This is a genomic window from Rickettsia tillamookensis, assembly GCF_016743795.2.
Classification (GTDB): Bacteria; Pseudomonadota; Alphaproteobacteria; order Rickettsiales; family Rickettsiaceae; genus Rickettsia; species Rickettsia tillamookensis.
In genome coordinates this window covers 770,775-790,090 of sequence record NZ_CP060138.2, presented here as the reverse complement: position 1 = coordinate 790,090, position 19,316 = coordinate 770,775, and the positions used below count along the sequence as shown (strand labels likewise).

Genomic DNA, 19,316 nt, shown 5'->3' with positions numbered 1-19,316 from the left:
ATCTTAGAAGAGCATAATTTTAGAGAACTCTTTAAATAATTATATACCGGCAACATACCATTCTGAAGCGACATTTAGTCCAAGTGTTTTTAGAAATTGGTGTTTAGGTTCATCATGTACTCCACAAACTACTAATATTTGGCTAGCTCCTTTGCTTTTAGCTTTAGGTTTAATTTTTTCAATTAACTGTTCTCCTACAAAAGACCAATCATTTTCGGTTTCAACACAAAAATCATCAATCATTAGAGTTAGTCCTTTCGGGTCATAAACTTCCGGTGCTTCTATTAATCTTCCTATAATGAAACCGAGTAGTTTATTTTCATTTTCTGCAACCAGTATTATATAATCATCTTGTAATAATAATTCCTTAAACCATTTACTTTGCGATTCTTCAGCTCCCTCTTTATATCGCCAAAATTGCGGTTGTGCTTTCTCGTAGCTACGGCGCTTAGCGTAAGATAAAGAAACCATAGCAGAAATATCGTTATTATTAGCATCACGAATTAAAATATAATTTGTACTCATATATTTTTTACCATTAAATAACTTGTATTGCCTTTAAAAGCTCCGCTTTGTGCTTTATATTATCCGACCTGTTTAAAGCCGGCTGTACTATAAACATACATAGCTCGCGGATTATTTTCATCAGGATCAATAAAAAAAGTTCTGTTTAGCGAATCAACGGATTTATGGTAAAATTTTACAAACAATTCTAAAGTAGAGCTAGCTAGCCCTTTGCCTAAAAGATTTTTATTACCTATGCCGAAATCAAGAGTTATTGTATGACCTGATTTAGACAAATATTTCCGTTGAATCTCCGATAAATCTTGATCCTTTTGAAGAATGTCCGACAAAATGAAACAAAATGATTCTTCATTTATAAAACCAATCCAGTAATTAGTTGTTCCATAAAAATAATGCTGTTTTCTGCCGGTAATGAAGTTTAAGATATCCTCTTTATGCTCTTTACTATTATCCCAAAACTCTTTTATATGCGGTTCTTCTAACCAGCTAAAAATAGTTTCTTTATGAGTTAAATTAGCTTTTTCAAAATGTATATTCATATATAATCTATAACATGGATAGATTTAGAAATAATATAATTAGTATATATAAAGAGCAAGGGGAAATCTGGCTTGAAAAACTACCTGAAATTGTATCAAAATTAGCTCAAGAATGGAACTTGTCTAACCTTAAGCCTATAGATAATTTATCTTTCAATTATGTTTTATCTGGTTATCAAAATAATAAGCCTATTATACTGAAGCTAAGCTTTACTGCTAAAGACCTAACAAACGAAGCGGAGGCTTTAAAAGTTTTTTCAGGGTTTGGTGCTGCAACTATTCTAGCTCAAAAAGATAAAGCTTTACTGCTTGAGCGAGCCGTTCCTGGTATTTCTTTAAAAGAATATTCATCAGATAACAAAATTGCTATAGCTTGTTCTGTTATGAGCAAGCTGCACAGAGCATCTATACCAGAAATTCATCACTTCCCTAATATCAAGGATCAGCTGAAAGCTTTGGATAAAGAATGGGATTTGCCTAAAACTTACTTACAAAAGGCAAAAAAATTGAGAGATGAGCTTCTTCAAAATACTGAGCCTCAAATTTTAATTCACGGTGATTTACATCATGAGAATATATTACAAAATGGTAAGCATTGGGTAGTAATTGACCCTAAAGGAGTAATTGGATATCCTATAAATGAAGTATGTGCATTTATTATGGATATAGAGAAAGATACCGAATTTGTAGCAAATTATTTTGGCTTTAAATTACAAGAGGTTAGAAGCTGGTATTTTGTCCAGCTTATTTTAGCTATCTGTTGGAATCTTGAAGATGGAATAGAAAATAAGTTATTTTTAAAACTTGCTGATAAAGCATATAGCCTAGTTTAACTATTTTTAATATACTCTTGTGAAATGAAGAGTCAGTATACGAAGATCAACTTGGAAAAGAGCAAGGAGTCTGTAAGCCGAGGAGCGGAGCGTATAATAATACGTGAGCATCTGAGGACTTACAAAGACGACGTAGCCAATTTTTCAAGTTCATCGAGTATACCAATATAAATATCAACTACAGCATTATTTAAATCACTACTTCTTTCATCATATATTTCAAAGTCAGCTATGTAAGCTCTTTCACCTCCTAACATTGCCGTATCCATATTCCATATTTTTTGCCACATATCAATAACGACTTTAGGCATTTGATCGGGACCTGAAGTAAATTTTGCATAAGTTTGCATTGGAATAGTAAGAGTCGAAAATTCTTTATCTATATTCTCAAAAGAAGTAACTTCTTCTCCAAGAAAGTAAGTATATTCCCCGGTAGCGTCACTCTCATAATTTGTATAAACTGCAAAAACTTTTTCCGGAGTTTTTCTATTTAGGATTTTATCTTGTAATTTGCCTGCAAAAAATTGCTGCATTATTGCCCCTATTTTTGCAGTATCAGCGTTCATTTCTGCGGCGTTTGAAGTGCGGGCTGTAATACCAACTAATTTAATTTCTAATAATTGTGTAATTACTTTATTCATTTTATAGCCTCTTAATTAATTCACTAAGTAAGTTAAAACTAATCTAAAAAGGAATTATGATAAAGATTGAATATTATCTAACTTTTTTTGAAGAGTAAAAAGTCTTAGTTTATAATATGTTTACTGTTTGAAGTGTTTATAAATTGAAATAGAAATAAGACATGGTGGAGCCAGAGGGAATCGAACCCTCGACCTCTTGAATGCCATTCAAGCACTCTACCAACTGAGCTATGACCCCAATAACAAATTAATTCTCTTATACTATAATAATAAAACTAAATCTATAAGATTTTTTTATAAAATTCTTTAAGTATTGCTAACTAAGTATAGATTAATTAGAAATTAACGTCTGAGCTACGAAAAAATTAAAAATTTTGACTAAGCAATCCAGTAAGAAAACATTAGAATTAGTACTTTTTATTATTTTTCTGGATTAACCCAGCCACTTCATGGCTGGCTTTGTTGCATGGCTTAAAAACCCGCTCGATGTCATACCGTGGCTTGTCCACGGTATCCAGTAAAACAACTAAAAATACTAAAATTATTAGTATTTTTAACTAGATCCCGTGAATAAATCACGGGATGACAAAGGCGAGGCCGAGCCATGCAACAACGCTTTCATGGCTTCGCAATGACGAATCTATATTTAGTTAGCAATACCAATTCTTTATTTTGCTGACATTGTCATAGCATCTCTAGAAGAAATTATATTATCGATTATTCCAAATTTCTTTGCTTCTTCCGGTGACATGAAATTATCACGTTCCATACTTTTTTCGATATGTTTTAACTCTTGTCCAGTATGTTTACTATATAATTCGTTAAGTAACCTTTTGATTTTTAGGGTTTCTTGAGCGTGAATTTCTATATCGGTAGCTTGTCCTCTATAACCTCCTGACGGTTGATGGATCATAATACGGCTATGAGGTAAACTATAACGCATTCCTTTCTCGCCTCCGCAAAGTAAAAGTGAACCCATAGAACAAGCTTGACCTATACATAATGTAGCTACTTTAGGCTTTATATATTGCATTGTATCATAAATAGCAAGCCCTGCGGTTACAACTCCTCCGGGGGAATTAATATACATATATATATCTTTTTTAGGATTTTCTGCTTCAAGAAACAATAATTGTGCAACGATTAGGTTTGCCATATGATCTTCAACAGTACTACATACAAAGATTATACGTTCTTTTAGCAATCTTGAATATATATCATAAGCACGTTCACCGCGTGATGTTTGTTCAATTACTATCGGTACATACGACATTAATATTTTCTCCTGAAATTGATTGATTAAAGATGTCATCCCGTGAATAAATCCATAGTACCGGACAATTTTTAAAAAGCCCTCGATGTCATCCCTGCGAAAGCAGGGATCCAGGCTAAAAAATCTTTAATTTTAAAGATTTTTTATTATATAGTTTTTTAAAGGAAAGCTTTTAAAAAAAGCTTTCCTTTACTGGATTCCCGCCTACGAGCGTTGTTGCATGGTTCGGTTTTTTTGTTGTCATCCCGTGATTTATTCACGGGATCCAGTTAAAAATACTAATATTATTAGTATTTTTAGTTGTTTTACTGGATACCGTGGACAAGCCACGGTATGACACCCAGCAGGTTTTTCGAGCCATGCAACAACGCCCCGCCTATGCGGGAATGACATAGAATAAAAATTGTCCGGTACTATGGATTTATTCACGGGATCCAGGAACAATTAAACAAAACTGGATACCGTGAACAAGCCACGGTATGACAAATTGGACAAAAAAGCTTCTACTTCTTATCTTCTAAAGCATTAGCAAGTATATCTCCCATATTGGTGGTATTATCACTAGAACCATATTCTTTGAGAGCTTTTTGACGTTCTGCTATTTTATGAGCTTTTACCGATAATAAAATTCTACCGGTTGATTTCTCGATAGAAACAACTTTTGCTTCTATTTCTTCGTCTATTTTAAACATTTCAGGCTTTTGTTCGTCTTTTTCATCCGATAGTTCAGTTCTTTTAATAAAACCTGCTACTTTATTGTTTAATAGTACTTCGAGTCCATCATCTTTAACTTCTGTTATAAGGGCTTTAACTATTGTGCCTTTTTTATATTCGTCACTGATTTCTTGATATGGATTTGGCGACAATTGTTTTATACCTAAACTAACTTGTTCTTTTTCAATATTAATGGCTAGAACTTTGCATTCTATTTCGTCACCTTTTTTGTATGATTTTAATAGATCTGTTCCCTTATCTTCCCAGCTAATATCACCTTCATGAATCATGCCGTCCATATTATTACCGAGTGCAACGAAAATACCGAAATCTGTAATATTTCTAATCGGTGCTTTAATTATAGTACCGACAGGATTATTTTCAGCGAACTTTATTAAAGGATTTTCTTGACATTGTTTGATACTTAAAGAAACACGATGCTTTTCAGTATCAACCTCTAAAACTACGAATTCTACTTCTTGACCGATAGTTAGCGTTTTTCTAGAATTCTGATTAGATTTTAACCAACTAATTTCGCTTGAATGAACAAGCCCTTCAAGTCCGTCTTTTAATTCTATAAATACACCGTAATCAGCAAAATTTGTAACTTTACCTAGCATTTTTTTACCGACAGGGAATTCTTCTTTAATTGCTTCCCATGGGTTAGAATCAAGTTGTTTTATACCAAGTGATATTCTTTTGGTTTTTTCATCAAACTTAATAACCATTACTTTAACCTTTTGGTTAAATTCTAATACTTCTGAAGGATGGTTAACTCTTCCCCAAGAAATATCGGTTAAATGTAATAAACCGTCAACACTTCCAAGATCGATAAACGCACCGTAATCAGTAATGTTTTTTACGGTTCCTTCTAACACCATGCCCTCTTTAATTTTAGATAGCATCTCATCTCTAGCTTCGGAACGTGATTCTTCTAAAATAGCTCTTCTTGAAACTACTATATTACCAAGCTTTTTATCCATGCTTAAAATTTTAAACGGTTGCTTAATGTTCATTATAGAAGTAGGATCTTTAATAGGTCTAACGTCAACTTGGCTTCCTGGTAAGAATGCTACTACACCGGATAAATCCACGGTAAAGCCTCCTTTCACACGACCGAAAATCGTACCGTCGACAAATTCACCCTTGGAACACATGATTTCTAGTTGTCCCCATAATTCTTCTTTAACTGCTTTTTCACGGCTCAATATCGTTCTGCCGTTACGTCCCTCAATTTTCTCGATGAAAACTTCAACTACGTCCCCAACTTCAGGTAAAGCTAAAAATTCAGACTTAGGTATCCTACCTTCGTTTTTTAACCCGACGTCAACAATAACCATATCGTTTTTTATTTCGATTACTTGACCTTTAACTACCGTTTTTTCTTTTATATGGCTTGTATCAACGGTTTCAAGCATTTTAGAAAAATCTTCTTCAAATTCGTGATTAATTGCTGCAAGTTGTGGAACAAATCGTTGTTTTAGTTTTATTGACATATTTTTCTCGTAATATTAGTTAAAGTGCTGAATCCTGTACGCAAAGTACACAGACCCTAAACTAATAAAAATTTTTAAAAAGGTTAATAAAATTGAATAAAATAACTTAGCACTTTTTCAAGTTATTTTATTCTTTATATAATTCGTTATTTCTTCTACGACTTCTACAGCTGAAAGCTCTGAAGTATCGATAATTAAAGCATCTGAAGCCGGTAATAACGGTGCAGCTTTTCGTTCTTTATCTCTTTTATCTCGCAAAATTATTTGCCGTAAAATCTCATCAAGTATACATGTTTTTCCTTTTGCTTGCAACTGCTTATATCGTCTTTCAGCCCTAATTTGAGGATTTGCGGTGATAAAAATCTTTAAATCGGCGTTAGGTGCAACAACGGTGCCTATATCCCTACCCTCCATAATAATTCTTGGCGTTGTTTCTACTAGATTAATCAGATATTTATTTAGATTATTTCTAACTTCGCTTATTATGGCAATTTGCGATGCTATATCACCTATATTCTCATTCTCTAAATCAAGATTATTATCAAGTTTTAATTCTTTAGATAAAGCAATGACCGTATCTATATCGGTGACATCTATTTTTTGGTTAATGCAGTCAAAAGCAAGCTGCCTATAAACAATACTTGACTGAAAATATTTAAGAGAAAATTTTTTTGCCAATATTAAACCGATAGTCCCTTTACCTGAAGCAGCAGGACCATCAAGAGAAATAGTAAAATTTTGAGAGATATCAAAGGCTTTAGTTTTTAAATCCACCATAAAATTATAGACTAAATAATAAAATATTATAAATAATAGAAATAAAGCTTGAAATCTAGTACATTATGCAATAAATATAGAATTTAAAATTATTAGAGCCTTCAGTAAATAAATTTTAACCGATAATTTAATTCTTTTTTGCTGCAAATTATAAGATTTTTTTGAAATATGAATAACTGTTCCTACAAAAATCTTATAAATTTTCGCTAAAAAAGTTCTTTAATTACTAATTAAAATTTATTTACTGATAGGCTCTAAGGGTGATTAGCTCAGTTGGTTAGAGCATTACGTTGACATCGTAAAGGTCGGTGGTTCGAGTCCACTATCACCCACCATGTCTTATTTCTATTTCAATTTATAAATACTTCCTTTTTTAGTTAAATTTCTATTGCATTCTTAAAGCTTAATTACAAACTTAATAAAAATTTACTTTGTAAAATTATTAACATAATTTTAATTATTGTAAATTTCTTAACTTGTTATATAATGGCATTAATTTTTTAACTAAATATTAATTTCAAGGATGAGATTTTATGAAAATAAATTATAATGATTTTTTTGCTGAAAGTATAATAGAAGAAATTGACAATGAGGCAGATCAGCTAATTAAAAAAGCAGAGGCAGAGCTAGGGCTTAGAGACGATAATTACTTTAAGAAACAAACGCAAGAAGTAATCGAGCATGTGTTAAAAAATGCGATATTTACTAATGGAGCAAATATTGAGCATCTTTGGACAGCTATTAATGAGACCAACCTAGCTAAAATGACTGAACTAAAAAGTAAGATTGCTGGCAATTAATATACCAAAACTTTAATTATTTCATCTTTATTCAACTCAATGCTTCGCAACGATGAGGTTATAAAATTTCTACTTACGGAAACTGAAATATCTAAATATCCTCATTTAAAAGCGAAGATGCTTCCGGTATTCTTTAATATTGATAATGAAGCAGAGTTAAATGAAGAAATAATTGAATTATTGAGTATAGAAAACGAACAGGCATATAAGCAAGAACTAATTGACCTTTTATATACCCCTCATATTTCAAATGAATATTTAATTAAAAGCTTTAGAAACATTTCGGATATTAATAAACCTTTAACTATAACAGTTAGTTATGACAATGGTCAAACATTTCATAATGAAGAGCGTTCATTGCTAATGAGAGCTATACAATCTAATCGTATGAAATTAGCCGAAGAGTTAATTAACAGGGGGGCAAAATTGCTTCCAAATGAAATTCAGGATGTTTTATGGAATAATAAAGTTCCGGATGAAATTTTTATTAAAAGCCTTAAAGACGTTCCGGATATTAATAAACCTTTAATTATAAATGTTAGCTACGATAATGGTCAAACCTTTCATGATAAAGAATGTTCGTTACTAATAAGATCTATAGAATCTAATCGTATTGAGCTAGCCAAAGAGTTAGTGAACATGGGTGCGAAATTGCTTCCAAATGAAATTCAGAATGCTTTATGGAATAATAAAGTTCCAGATGAAATTTTTATTAGAAGCCTTAAAGACGTTCCGGATATTAATAAGCCTTTAATTATAACAGTTAGCTACGACAATGGTCAAATATTTCATGATGAAGAACGTTCATTATTAATGAAAGCTATAGATTCTAATCGTATTGAGCTAGCCAAAGAGTTAGTGAACATGGGTGCAAAATTGCTTCCAAATGAAATTCAGAATGCTTTAAGGAATAATAAAGTTCCTGATGAAATTTTTATTAGAAGCTTTGAAGACATTCCGAATATTAATAAACCTTTAACTATCAATGTTAGATACGACAATGGCCAAACATTCCATAATGAAGAGTGTTCATTACTAGAGAGTGCTATATCTTCTAATCGTCTTGGCTTATCTAAGTACCTAGTTGACAGAGGAGCAGATGTAAATTTAAAAAGCAGTATACAAATACCGATCTATGTAACCGCGTTCCATAAAAGTATAGAATCCTTCGAGATATTAGTAGCTAGAGGTAGATTATTAAAAGAGCAAAACATGGATTATTACACTGCAAATTTAGATAACCAAATATCTCTAAATTTAAGCAATTTATACGATGTTATAGCATGGAGAGATAAGTTTAAAGCTGATTTAAATAATGATATTTTAAAATATAAAAATTGGTTTAATAACGGCAATATACATTCCATTAAAAATTTATGTAAGACATTCCAAAAATTTTCAAATATTGAAATAAACTATGTGTCAGATGACCATAATGTTAGACAGGCACAGGATACATATCACAAGCAACTTATAGAGCAGTATCTGGAAATAAATAATGTTATATCAGAAATTGAAAAACATTTTTCAAATCATTGGTCCGAAGCTATGTTAATTTGCAAAAATTTTGATTCTAACAGTATATTTAATACCCAGGAACTCAAAAGACATATAGGAGAGTACTTATTTGATATACTTTTAAGCGGCGAATTAATGCCTCAAGAACCATCGGTTTAAAATGTTGAACTTACAGTGGCTCAATTTCACCTCTGTCATCCCATGGCTTGACCGACGTTGTTGCATGGATCGAAAAACCTACTCAATGTCATTCCCGCGGGGCATTGTTGCGTGGATTCATTTCATCTCTGTCATCCCGCAACTTGATCGTGGTATCTAGCTTAAAATACTAAAATTTTAGTATTTTAAATTGTTTTTTTTGGATACCGTGGTCAAGCCATGGTATGACATCGAACGTGTTTTTAGATCCACGCAGCAATGCTAAGCGGGAATGACAAAAAAACCGGTCCATGCAACAATGTCAATCAAGAGTGGATTTTAATAAATACCACCTCACTATCGGATGAGTGTTTAGTACTAAATTCATAGCCTAAATATGAGAAATTCTTAAGTAGCTCAGGTGAATCAATTAGATTGTTAGCAATAACCTTGACCATCGCCCCCCGAGCCTTTTTAGCATTTATTCCAATTGTTGATAATTTACCGTTCCTATTTTCTTTAAAATGAACATTAACTAATTGATATTTAAGCTTATTTGGATTTATTACAGATGAATATTCTTGTGATGCTAGATTAAGTAAATATTTATTTTCATGCTTAGCAAGAACATTATTAATATAATCCGTGATTTCATTTTGCCAAAAATTTGTTAAATTTACTCCACCTAGTTTTGTCGCCATTTCTAATCTATATGGCTTAATAGCATCTAGCGGTCTTAAGGCTCCGTAAAGACCTGATATAATAAGCAAATGTGATTGCAGGAAATTTAGTTCATGATTAGTTAGTTTTTCTATATGTATATTATTAAAAACATCTCCTGCATAAGCAAAAATAGCTGCTTTACTCTCTTGATTATTAAAATCCTTAAATCTTTCTTTATTTATATGTGCAAGCTTTGCACTTATATTCATTATTTCCGATAATTGATTCTCAGAATAGCTTTGGAGTGTAGAAAGTAACTGATTAGTTAAATTAGGGAATATAAGAGAAGTTAGCCCTGTTTTGGGAGCTAGCTTCTCAAAATTAAGAGTTTTAGCAGAAGAAATAATAACAAGCATTTCTATCTAACCGGAGTACTCGGAAGAGATGAGGTGGTATTAGCGATATTTCTGTTAGTATTATCAATTGTTTTCATAATTGCATAACTTGGATCACCGTCAAGTTCTACTACTTCTTTTGATTTCGTAGTTTTTTGACCGGTACAACCAATTAAAGCTATAGAAGCAAATAAAATTATTAAATATCTTATCATAAATACCCTGTTTTAATTTTACACTTAAGATAGTTGCCTATTATTATAATGTCAAGCTAGGTTCTATGAAAGAAAATTAAATTAATCTATTTTTGCTCTTTTTGGCTACAAATTATTAAATTTTTTTAAAATAGGGATAGCTATTCCTGCAAAAATTTTATTAATTTTCGCTCAAAAATATCTAAAAATACAAATAATTTAATTTTCTTTCATAGAACCTAGAGTAAAATTTTATTACTCTACCCTATCACATTTAAGTAATAATCTAAAGATTCTTCATAATATTTTAAATCTAATTCTGCATAATTTAAATTAGGTTCCTCTTCGCTTTTTTCTATTTCGGGTTCAGGTTTAGGCTTATCATAATTTTTTCTAGTTTCTAAATAATATTCTAAAGTTTCTTCATATTCCCATCTAGGGTGATCATCAGATTCTTTTTCTAAATATGTCATTATTAATGATATTTTTTCCTTTAAAGATTCATTACATACTTCTTCAAAAATAGGATAATATTCTTTTTTATTAGATACTAAAGGCATGATTGCTGGTTTACTATCATTTAAGTAATTATATAATGCTTCAAAAAAAGAATCATATTTCCCATTACCTATAATATCGTGATACATAAGAGGGTCTATATTAAGTGCTTGAATAACCAGCTTCCCATCTATCGATAATATTTTTTTGAAGAGTTCTAAATCTTCAATATGAAGAGCCATGGAAAAAATATTATTATGTAGTACCATGCTTTTTATTATTTTCCACTTCTCTCTAACATTATATTTAGACCATTCCATAACTTATCTACTCCTTAAATAAATTTTTAGGCATTCGGTAATAAACCGTGTTATAAAATTTTTCACTTTCAGAGAATTTACGTTTGCGGATAGAGAAATTACCGAAATTTCTGATTTCGATACGTTCTTGTTCTTTGAGAGACTGACTTAAATAATCTAAGATTAAATCTACTGAATCTTTAACATCTTCTTTGGAAAGATAATTCAGCTTATCATGTACTTTATCTATTAAATAATTCTTAGTAACCATTATTAAAAAATCGCTTTGATTCCGTTAAAACTATTTTTAAAAAAACTAGGTGCTATACTATCAAAATCTTCAAGTATTATGTCCATTAATTTTGGTTTTGGTTTTAATTGATAATCTTTAACTAGTAGATTAGCATTAATTTTCTTAACTTCCTGGAACCATTTTAATGCAGTATCTTCCGAGCCTATAGCATCCACAAGCTTTAACTTTAAAGCCTGACGACCTGAATATATTCGTCCGTCTGCGAGCTTTTTTACTTCTTCTATAGGAAGATTACGTCTCTCTGAAACAAGTTCAAGGAAAAAATTATAAGTATCTTCTATATTTTCCATAATGGCTATCCGCACTGCTTCTGTCAGTTTTTCGGTAGGATTTGGGACAGCTTTTAATTCACCTGATTTGAAATTATTAAACTTAATTCCTAGCTTTTGAGCAAGCTCCGTTACCTCGGCTGTTTGTAGTATTACACCGATTGAACCCGTAATAGTTCCGTTATGACTGACAATATAATCACCTCCGAGAGAAATTAAATAACCGCCGCTTGCAGCCATTGTTCCCATAACGATTACTACCGGCTTTTTCTCGGATATTTTACGTAAGATATTATAAATTTTTTCAGAGCCGACTACTGTACCGCCGGGAGAATTTACGTTAACTATTAATGCTTTAATATGAGAATCATCGATTATTTTTTTAAGCTTTTTGTCACGCTTTTCGTCTTCAAGAATTATCTCGTCTATTAATACGGAAGCTATATAGTCTTCATTACTATTAATAGGTAAAACCTCTTTTGGAGCAAAATCTTTACCTACTAGTAAGAATACGATAGCAATTAAAATAATAGCTGCTAGTTTCCAAATTAACAAACGAGATTTTATTTGTCTTCTTTCAATTAAATAATCAGGTGTTATACTCATGATTTTTTATGTTTTTAATTAGTATAATCAACGTCATTGCGAGCAAGCCGTAGGCTGCGTGGCAATCTCGTCAAATATCCTGAGATTGCTTCGTCAAAATTTTCAATTTTTCCTCGCAATGACGATACGACTATAAACCGTTTTTAGGGCGTTCAGGACTCTTCATCATCTCAAAAAACTCACCGTTAGTTTTAGTATTTTCAAGTTTTTTGAGTAAAAATTCTATTGCCTCACTGCTACCCATCGGGTCGATAATACGACGAAGAACCCACATTTTATTTAATATTATTTTATCTACTAATAAATCTTCTTTTCTAGTTCCTGATCTAGTTATATCAATAGCCGGATAAATACGCTTATCGGCAATCTTACGGTCTAGAACTATCTCAGAATTACCTGTACCTTTAAATTCTTCAAAAATTACTTCATCCATACGAGAACCGGTTTCAATTAAAGCCGTACCGATTATAGTAAGCGAACCGCCATTTTCGATATTTCTTGCTGCTCCGAAAAATCTTTTCGGTCTTTGTAGTGCATTAGCATCAACGCCGCCCGTTAATACTTTCCCTGATGACGGCACTACGGTATTATAAGCACGAGCGAGTCGTGTTATCGCATCTACTAAAATTACCACGTCTTTTTTATGTTCTACTAAACGCTTTGCTTTTTCAATAACCATTTCTGCAAGCTGCACGTGCCTACTTGCCGGTTCATCGAAAGTAGAGCTAACAACCTCTCCACGCACGGAACGTTGCATATCGGTTACTTCTTCAGGTCTTTCGTCTATTAACAGTACTATTAAAAATACTTCCGGATTATTAGTTGTAATTGCATGTGCTATATTTTGTAATAATACGGTTTTACCTGTACGAGGCGGTGCTACTATTAATGCACGTTGTCCTTTACCCATAGGGGCAACAAGTTCAATAACCCTTGTACTAAAATCCTTACTATCTTTACTATTATTTTCAAGTTCTAATCCTAATTTTTCATCAGGATATAAGGGAGTTAAATTATCAAAATGAACACGATGATAAGCTTTAGAAGGGTCTTCAAAATTTACTCTATTGACTTTCAGTAAAGCAAAATAACGTTCTCCGGCTTTTGGAGCTCTGATCTGACCTTCTACCGTATCACCGGTACGCAGACCAAAACGACGAATTTGACTAGGAGAAATATAAATATCATCAGGACCTGCTAAATAGTTTACTTCTGGCGAACGTAAAAAACCAAATCCGTCAGGTAGTACTTCAAGTACTCCCTCTCCTACTATTAAACCTCCCTGCTCTACGGATTTTTTCAAAATTGCAAAAACTAATTCTTGTTTAAGTAATGAATTAATATTTTCAATTTTTAATTCTTCTGCTTGAGCTTGTAGTTCCTCCGGTAATTTACGTTTTAATTGTTTTAAATTAATAATATTACCGTTTTCTGCAAAATTATTATGATTGTTATTGGATTCGGTATTGTTAAGTTCTTCTGTAGATTCTTTATTAGTTGTGTTCATTATTTTATTATTAATAGATTATAATTGAAAAGTTGAGTTAGCAATTAAGTTTAAAGGTAAGTAATATACTTATTTAAATTAGGAATCAAATTAGATTTTTAGAAAATTTTATTTATTCTTGTGGTTTGAAGAATTATTTATCTTGTTAGCTTATAAGAGCTGTTTATGTATGTAAAAGCATACTAACAACGTAATAGCACATTGTCAACTCAAATCGTCATTATTAGCAGGTATTGGTCTTGTTGTATGGCTCGAGAAACCTGCTGGGTGTCATACCGTGGCTTGTCCACGGTATCCAGTAAAACAATTAAAAATACTAATATTATTAGTATTTTTAACTGGATCCCGTGAATAAATCACGGGATGACAATAAAAAAACTGAACCAGACAACAAAATCAATTAAATCGTAGTATGACAAATTTTTACAAATCTTTCGATTTTAACAATAACACATTTGAATTAAGTAATGGAGTGAAAACGTTTTTAACTTCATTTAATAATGCTTCATTGCTTATTTCTTGATTTAATTCACTACGTACTGCATCAAATATTTCTCTTAAACTTTTCTCTTCTACCATATATTTAAAAATATATTTAGTGCTTCTAAATATAGACATTGAGATATTAACATTATTTAATATTCCATTATTAATAGTAAAATTAATAGCATTATTTACTGCTGAAGGATTAGATTCTAAATGCTCATAAATTTGTTTAGCAAAATTGGCAATATTATGGAAGTACGGTATATTATCAAGGTCATCAAGAGAGGCTACACTATCTTTTTGATTTGATACGTAAAATGAATGTTTAATAATATTACCGGTAAGTATTTCGGAAATTGCTTCTCTAGTTACTTTATCCATCTTTTTAACTTTTTGCAGAAGTGAAAAATCTTTTATATAATTTTCAGGTCTAAGCAAAATTTTCTCTAAAGGATCAAGATAATCAACAAAATTTAAGCCTGCTTTTTCTACGAATTCATATAACTCAGGAACGGAATAGGCTCTATCCTGTTTGTGTAGGAACATATCATAAACTCCAACGTCACCAAAATTTTGGTAATCTGAAAATAATTCCCAGCCTCTTTTATACCAGTTAGTAGCAGGCAAATTATCTAGAATTAGCTTCCCGTTCATTACTTCTTCAACGCGGTTTTTAGTATCTTTATTTATCATTTTCATTAAATCCTGAATTTGATAAACACCGGTACGTCCGTATTTAGCATATACCATTAAACCCATACCGCCGGTCGGCTTTAAAGAGTCCTTTAGATTTTTTAAGCCTTCGTCAGGATTTGCTAAATGATGAAGTACACCGGTACAGTTTATATAATCGAATTTTCCAAGTTTTAAATTAGGTATATTTAATATTGAATCATTAATCCATTTGATATTTTTAAGGCCTCGTACTTCTGCACGTTTTTGTGCTACTTCCATGCTAGGCTTGCTGAAATCTAGATATATTATTTCAGCATTTTTTTTATCTTTTAACTGTTCAGCAAGATAAATAGTTGAATCACCTGTACCGCCGCCGGCTATTAAGCATCTAAAACCGTTATTAAAATTTTCTTTTCCTTTATATAGAAAATGGTTTAATTCTCCTAAGAACTCACCGCAAATTGCAAGTAAACGTTCTTTTTCTTGATTGGGGTCTCTGAAAGGATAAGGATAATCTTGATAATGCTCTTGTACTTCTGCTAAGTCTTTAGAAATTTTTGTTTTCTTTAAATCGCTCATAAATATTATTTTTAAGTTGTTATTATATATAGTTGTCTATTTATTCTTGGTATTGTGTGGATACCCGAACCGTCATTGCGAGAAGAAATTGAAAGTTTCAACGAAGCAATCTCAGGATATTTGATGAGATTGCCACGTCGCTTCGCTCCTCGCAATGACGGTTCGGGTATCGCCATCTACTCTCTAAGAAGTATATCTTTTATAATTAATTGAATAGTATAATTATCTTGCCAATTATTGGTTTTTAACGTTCCTATTGCAGCAATATTCTTTGCTTTAGGGCTTAATAAAACATCTTCAAATGAAGTTCCTACCGAATTAAAAGCAATAGCAGACAAAGCTTTATTACCAAAGCCTCGCTTATTTGGAACAAGCATACATTTAATATGCTTACTTCCAACGATATCTGCTTTTAATACAAATAAATCATCGAATTTAAATATAGGCTCATGATTTCCTTGACCGAAAGGTTCTAAAGTGTTTAATTCCTCCATTAAAGGGAAATTCACACTATTAACCGTTAAATCAATATCATATTCCGCATGCTTATAATTTTCTAGTTTATTTATACTAATTCTAAAAGCATTATTAAAAAAATTCTGCAATTCTTGTAATTTTTCAGCAGTGACGGTAAAACCCGCTGCCATAGCGTGACCTCCGCCTGCTATTAGCAAATCTTTGCTTTTAGCATTGATAATCTCAGCACCGAAATCAATACCTAAAATAGAACGGCAGGAAGCTTTACCGATTCCGTCATTCAAAGCTATAACCGCTACCGGCTTATCAAATTTTTCTTTTAATCTACCGGCAACGATTCCTATAACACCTGGATGCCATCCTTCTTTTACGATAAATAATAAACTACTATCTTGTTGAGTTAAAGCAATTTCTGTTGCCTCTTCTATCATCAATAACTCAATTACTTTACGCTCATTATTATGTTTTTCAAGTTCTTCAGCTAATTTATTTGCTTCATTAGAACAGCTAGTAGATAGGAGATTAGCCCCTAAACTTGACTTTCCTACTCTACCGCCTGCATTGATACGCGGACCTAGAATAAACCCTAAATGATAGCATTTCGGTATTTCATTAAGCCCTGCCATATCATATAATGTTTTAATCCCTATATTTTGCCTTTGTTGCATTACTTTCAATCCGCTTGCGACAAATGCACGATTTAAGCCTGTTAATTTCATCATATCGCAAACAGTACCAAGAGCCACTAAATCTAGATACTTCATTAGATTAGGCTGAAGCATTGTTTGCGTGAAATAATTTTGCTTCTTTAAATTTGATAATATTGCAGTTGCAAATAAGAAAGCAACTCCTACAGCTGCCAAATGTTTATATTCGCTTTTTTCATCAATACGATTTGGATTTACTATAGCTACTGCATCAGGTAATATTTCCGTAGCTATATGATGATCGATTACTATAACATCAAGGTTAACATCTTTTGCGTATTTTAGGGCTTCATGTGCCATAGCACCGCAATCAACCGTAATTAATAATTCTGTGCCGTTATCTTTAATTTTTTGCATAGCAAAAGGAGTTGGACCGTATCCTTCAGCTATACGATCAGGAACATAAATATCACATATTATATTTAAATCTCTAAAAATATTTTTAAGTAAAGCGGCTGAAGTAGCACCATCCACATCATAATCGGCAAAGATACATATTTTTTGGTTATTTAAAATAGCTTTAACTGTTCTATCTACAGCCTTTTCCATATCGAGTAGATGAAAAGGATTAGGTAATAAATTTTTGATTTTCGGTATCAAAAAATTTTCTACTTCCTCTAGATTATTTACTCTTAATGATACTATTCTAGCCAGTAAATCACTAATTTTGAAACTACGACATAACTCGGTGACTATATCTTCGTTAATCAGTTTCTGTTGCCAGATTTTACCGTTTATAGATGCTTGTAGCTTCATGATTATTTAAGTTTTTAGATAATTACACAACAGAAATCGTTATTTTTACCCATACAATCAAACGTACCGCAATCACTTTCCTCTTCTAAAGTTAGAATTTTTGTTTGACTACTAGTGTCATTGTTACTGTATTCTTCTGATGAGCTCGTATTAGATATACTTGCTAATTCAATTGCTTCTAAGTTTTCGCTTTTATGTAAATGTTTATCGAAGTTTTGATTACTTTTTTTTGCTGTTTCATCTCGCAGCATTAATTCATCGCTATTTAAACTATTATTAGAACAAAATGCTTGTATTATTTCTACTTTTCCTAGGGTTATAGTAGCCTTACCTTGCTCATTATATGTATATATTGTTATACTTTCTTGATTTTTTTTTGTATTCATACTTTAGTTTTATATCTCCGAAAGTTTCTTAGCCTCATCATCCGCAATTAAAGCTTCAACAAACTCATCTAATTGTCCATTTTTAACTACTTCGTCTATCTTATAAAGTGTTAAATTTATTCTATGGTCGGATACTCTTCCCTGTGGGAAATTATAAGTACGTATCCGTTCCGAACGATCTCCCGAACCTACCTGCCCTCGTCTACTGTCGGCTCTTTCTTGTTCTTTTTTGCGGCGTTCTTCCTCATAAATTCTAGCACGTAGAATTTTTAATGCTTTTGCCTTATTTTTATGCTGTGACTTCTCATCTTGCAAGGCTACGGTAATACCGGTAGGGATATGGGTTATACGTACGGCAGAATCGGTAGTATTAACATGCTGCCCACCAGCCCCTGAAGCTCTATAAGTATCGATTCTTAAGTCTTTATCTTCAATTTTAATATCAACCTCTTCAGCCTCAGGAAGTACTGCAACCGTTGCTGCTGAAGTATGAATACGTCCTTGTGATTCCGTTTCCGGTACTCTCTGCACTCTATGAACGCCTGACTCAAATTTTAGTTTAGAGAATACATCTTTACCTTTTATCGACGCAGATGCTTCTTTATAACCGCCTATTCCCGTATCGGAAATTGCTAATATCTCGAAACGCCATCCTTTTAACTCGGCATATCGTTGGTACATATTGAAAAGTACGGCAGCAAAAAGTGCGGCTTCTTCTCCGCCGCTTCCTGCTCTAACTTCAATAATAGCACTTTTACTATCCGCATCATCTTTCGGTAATAAAGCAATTTTTACAGCTCTTTCAAGTTTTGGTAACGAATTTTCAAGAGTGTGTATTTCGTCTTCAATCATTTCTAAAGTGGCATTATCAAGCCCCACTTCTAGCTTAAAATTATTTGCTTCTTCAAGCTCAGATTTAGCTTTATTATATTCTTTAATTTTTGCTACAACATCTTCAAGTTCGGCATATTCTTTAGATGCCTTAACAAACTCGTCTCCCATAATGCCGGAAGATAGTTTTTTGCCTAAATTTTCATATTTATCTAAAATTTTTGCTAAATTATCTGAAAAACTCATGTTATTTTTGTGTTATTTTTGATTTATTTATGGGTGAGGTTAGTTTTAACGTCATTGCGAGGAAAGGCGGAGCCTTGACGTGGCAATCTCAGGAATTTTGTACTGCTTCATGAGATTGCCACGCAGCCTATGGCTGCTCGCAATGACGGTTTGGATATGCCTACTCGCAATGACG

18 protein-coding genes, 2 tRNA genes and 2 pseudogenes are annotated in these 19,316 nt (G+C 32.2%); 5 read left to right on the top strand and 17 right to left on the bottom strand.

All coding sequences use genetic code 11. The features are described from left to right. Nucleotides 1-39 precede the first annotated feature (39 nt). On the bottom strand, nt 40-525 hold the full coding sequence (locus tag H6P87_RS03825; protein WP_202068321.1) for a GNAT family N-acetyltransferase: 486 nt from the start codon (nt 523-525) through the stop codon (nt 40-42). 59 nt (nt 526-584) lie between these two features. Then, on the bottom strand, nt 585-1,064 hold the full coding sequence (locus H6P87_RS03820; RefSeq protein ID WP_246437682.1) for a GNAT family N-acetyltransferase: 480 nt from the start codon (nt 1,062-1,064) through the stop codon (nt 585-587). A 14-nt stretch (nt 1,065-1,078) separates the two neighbouring features. On the opposite strand from H6P87_RS03820, the gene H6P87_RS03815 reads away from it, so the two are divergent. Next, entirely contained in the window at nt 1,079-1,897 is an 819-nt protein-coding gene (locus tag H6P87_RS03815) for an aminoglycoside phosphotransferase family protein (protein ID WP_246437680.1), read from the top strand. A gap of 119 nt (nt 1,898-2,016) precedes the next feature. Here H6P87_RS03815 and H6P87_RS03805 read toward each other — a convergent pair whose 3' ends face one another. The 5 genes from H6P87_RS03805 to cmk all read right to left on the bottom strand — a co-directional run bounded on the left by H6P87_RS03805 (nt 2,017) and on the right by cmk (nt 6,798). Beyond that, a complete protein-coding gene (locus H6P87_RS03805) occupies nt 2,017-2,538 on the bottom strand; it encodes a GyrI-like domain-containing protein (protein WP_202068317.1) in 522 nt (173 codons plus the stop codon). Between the two features lie 162 nt (nt 2,539-2,700). After that, nucleotides 2,701-2,776 (bottom strand) — tRNA-Ala (locus H6P87_RS03800). 429 nt (nt 2,777-3,205) lie between these two features. Next, a complete protein-coding gene (gene clpP / locus H6P87_RS03795) occupies nt 3,206-3,811 on the bottom strand; it encodes an ATP-dependent Clp endopeptidase proteolytic subunit ClpP (protein ID WP_202070109.1) in 606 nt (201 codons plus the stop codon). Nucleotides 3,812-4,314: 503 nt separating this feature from the next. Continuing rightward, nucleotides 4,315-6,021, bottom strand: a complete 1,707-nt coding sequence (locus H6P87_RS03790) for a 30S ribosomal protein S1 (protein WP_202068315.1) — start codon at nt 6,019-6,021, stop codon at nt 4,315-4,317. A 117-nt stretch (nt 6,022-6,138) separates the two neighbouring features. After that, complete coding sequence (cmk, locus tag H6P87_RS03785; protein ID WP_202068313.1) at nt 6,139-6,798, bottom strand: (d)CMP kinase; 660 nt, start codon at nt 6,796-6,798, stop codon at nt 6,139-6,141. Between the two features lie 258 nt (nt 6,799-7,056). Here cmk and H6P87_RS03780 point away from each other — a divergent pair. From H6P87_RS03780 to H6P87_RS03770, 3 genes are all read left to right on the top strand, one after another. Next, nucleotides 7,057-7,133: transfer RNA gene (locus H6P87_RS03780), tRNA-Val, on the top strand. Between the two features lie 198 nt (nt 7,134-7,331). Further along, complete coding sequence (locus tag H6P87_RS03775) at nt 7,332-7,598, top strand: hypothetical protein (protein WP_202068311.1); 267 nt, start codon at nt 7,332-7,334, stop codon at nt 7,596-7,598. 39 nt (nt 7,599-7,637) lie between these two features. Further along, nucleotides 7,638-9,275, top strand: a complete 1,638-nt coding sequence (locus tag H6P87_RS03770; protein ID WP_202068309.1) for a hypothetical protein — start codon at nt 7,638-7,640, stop codon at nt 9,273-9,275. Between the two features lie 305 nt (nt 9,276-9,580). Here H6P87_RS03770 and H6P87_RS03765 read toward each other — a convergent pair whose 3' ends face one another. The 5 genes and pseudogenes from H6P87_RS03765 to sppA all read right to left on the bottom strand — a co-directional run bounded on the left by H6P87_RS03765 (nt 9,581) and on the right by sppA (nt 12,491). Then, the gene (locus H6P87_RS03765; protein ID WP_202068307.1) at nt 9,581-10,333 is read right to left on the bottom strand and encodes a YaaA family protein; all 753 of its coding nucleotides are present in this window, start codon (nt 10,331-10,333) and stop codon (nt 9,581-9,583) included. Nucleotides 10,334-10,335: 2 nt separating this feature from the next. Further along, on the bottom strand, nt 10,336-10,527 hold the full coding sequence (locus tag H6P87_RS03760) for a hypothetical protein (protein WP_039594994.1): 192 nt from the start codon (nt 10,525-10,527) through the stop codon (nt 10,336-10,338). 524 nt (nt 10,528-11,051) lie between these two features. Further along, a pseudogene (locus H6P87_RS07325) lies at nt 11,052-11,246 on the bottom strand (hypothetical protein); the annotation flags it as partial. Between the two features lie 85 nt (nt 11,247-11,331). Next, complete coding sequence (locus H6P87_RS03750) at nt 11,332-11,574, bottom strand: HU family DNA-binding protein (protein ID WP_202068305.1); 243 nt, start codon at nt 11,572-11,574, stop codon at nt 11,332-11,334. 2 nt (nt 11,575-11,576) lie between these two features. Then, a complete protein-coding gene (gene sppA / locus H6P87_RS03745; RefSeq protein ID WP_202068303.1) occupies nt 11,577-12,491 on the bottom strand; it encodes a signal peptide peptidase SppA in 915 nt (304 codons plus the stop codon). Between the two features lie 31 nt (nt 12,492-12,522). Here sppA and H6P87_RS07540 point away from each other — a divergent pair. Continuing rightward, nucleotides 12,523-12,621, top strand: a pseudogene (locus tag H6P87_RS07540) (octaprenyl-diphosphate synthase); the annotation flags it as partial. Here H6P87_RS07540 and rho read toward each other — a convergent pair. From rho to prfA, 5 genes are all read right to left on the bottom strand, one after another. Further along, a complete protein-coding gene (rho, locus tag H6P87_RS03740; protein WP_011271094.1) occupies nt 12,622-13,998 on the bottom strand; it encodes a transcription termination factor Rho in 1,377 nt (458 codons plus the stop codon). Between the two features lie 423 nt (nt 13,999-14,421). Then, the gene (locus H6P87_RS03735; protein ID WP_202068295.1) at nt 14,422-15,738 is read right to left on the bottom strand and encodes a class I SAM-dependent methyltransferase; all 1,317 of its coding nucleotides are present in this window, start codon (nt 15,736-15,738) and stop codon (nt 14,422-14,424) included. Nucleotides 15,739-15,914: 176 nt separating this feature from the next. After that, entirely contained in the window at nt 15,915-17,678 is a 1,764-nt protein-coding gene (gene recJ / locus H6P87_RS03730; protein ID WP_202068293.1) for a single-stranded-DNA-specific exonuclease RecJ, read from the bottom strand. Between the two features lie 14 nt (nt 17,679-17,692). Next, nucleotides 17,693-18,064 carry a hypothetical protein gene (locus H6P87_RS03725; protein WP_202068291.1) on the bottom strand — a complete coding sequence of 124 codons (372 nt, stop codon included), beginning with the start codon at nt 18,062-18,064 and terminating at the stop codon, nt 17,693-17,695. Nucleotides 18,065-18,073: 9 nt separating this feature from the next. Next, nucleotides 18,074-19,141 carry a peptide chain release factor 1 gene (prfA, locus tag H6P87_RS03720; RefSeq protein ID WP_011271091.1) on the bottom strand — a complete coding sequence of 356 codons (1,068 nt, stop codon included), beginning with the start codon at nt 19,139-19,141 and terminating at the stop codon, nt 18,074-18,076. Nucleotides 19,142-19,316: the final 175 nt, after the last annotated feature.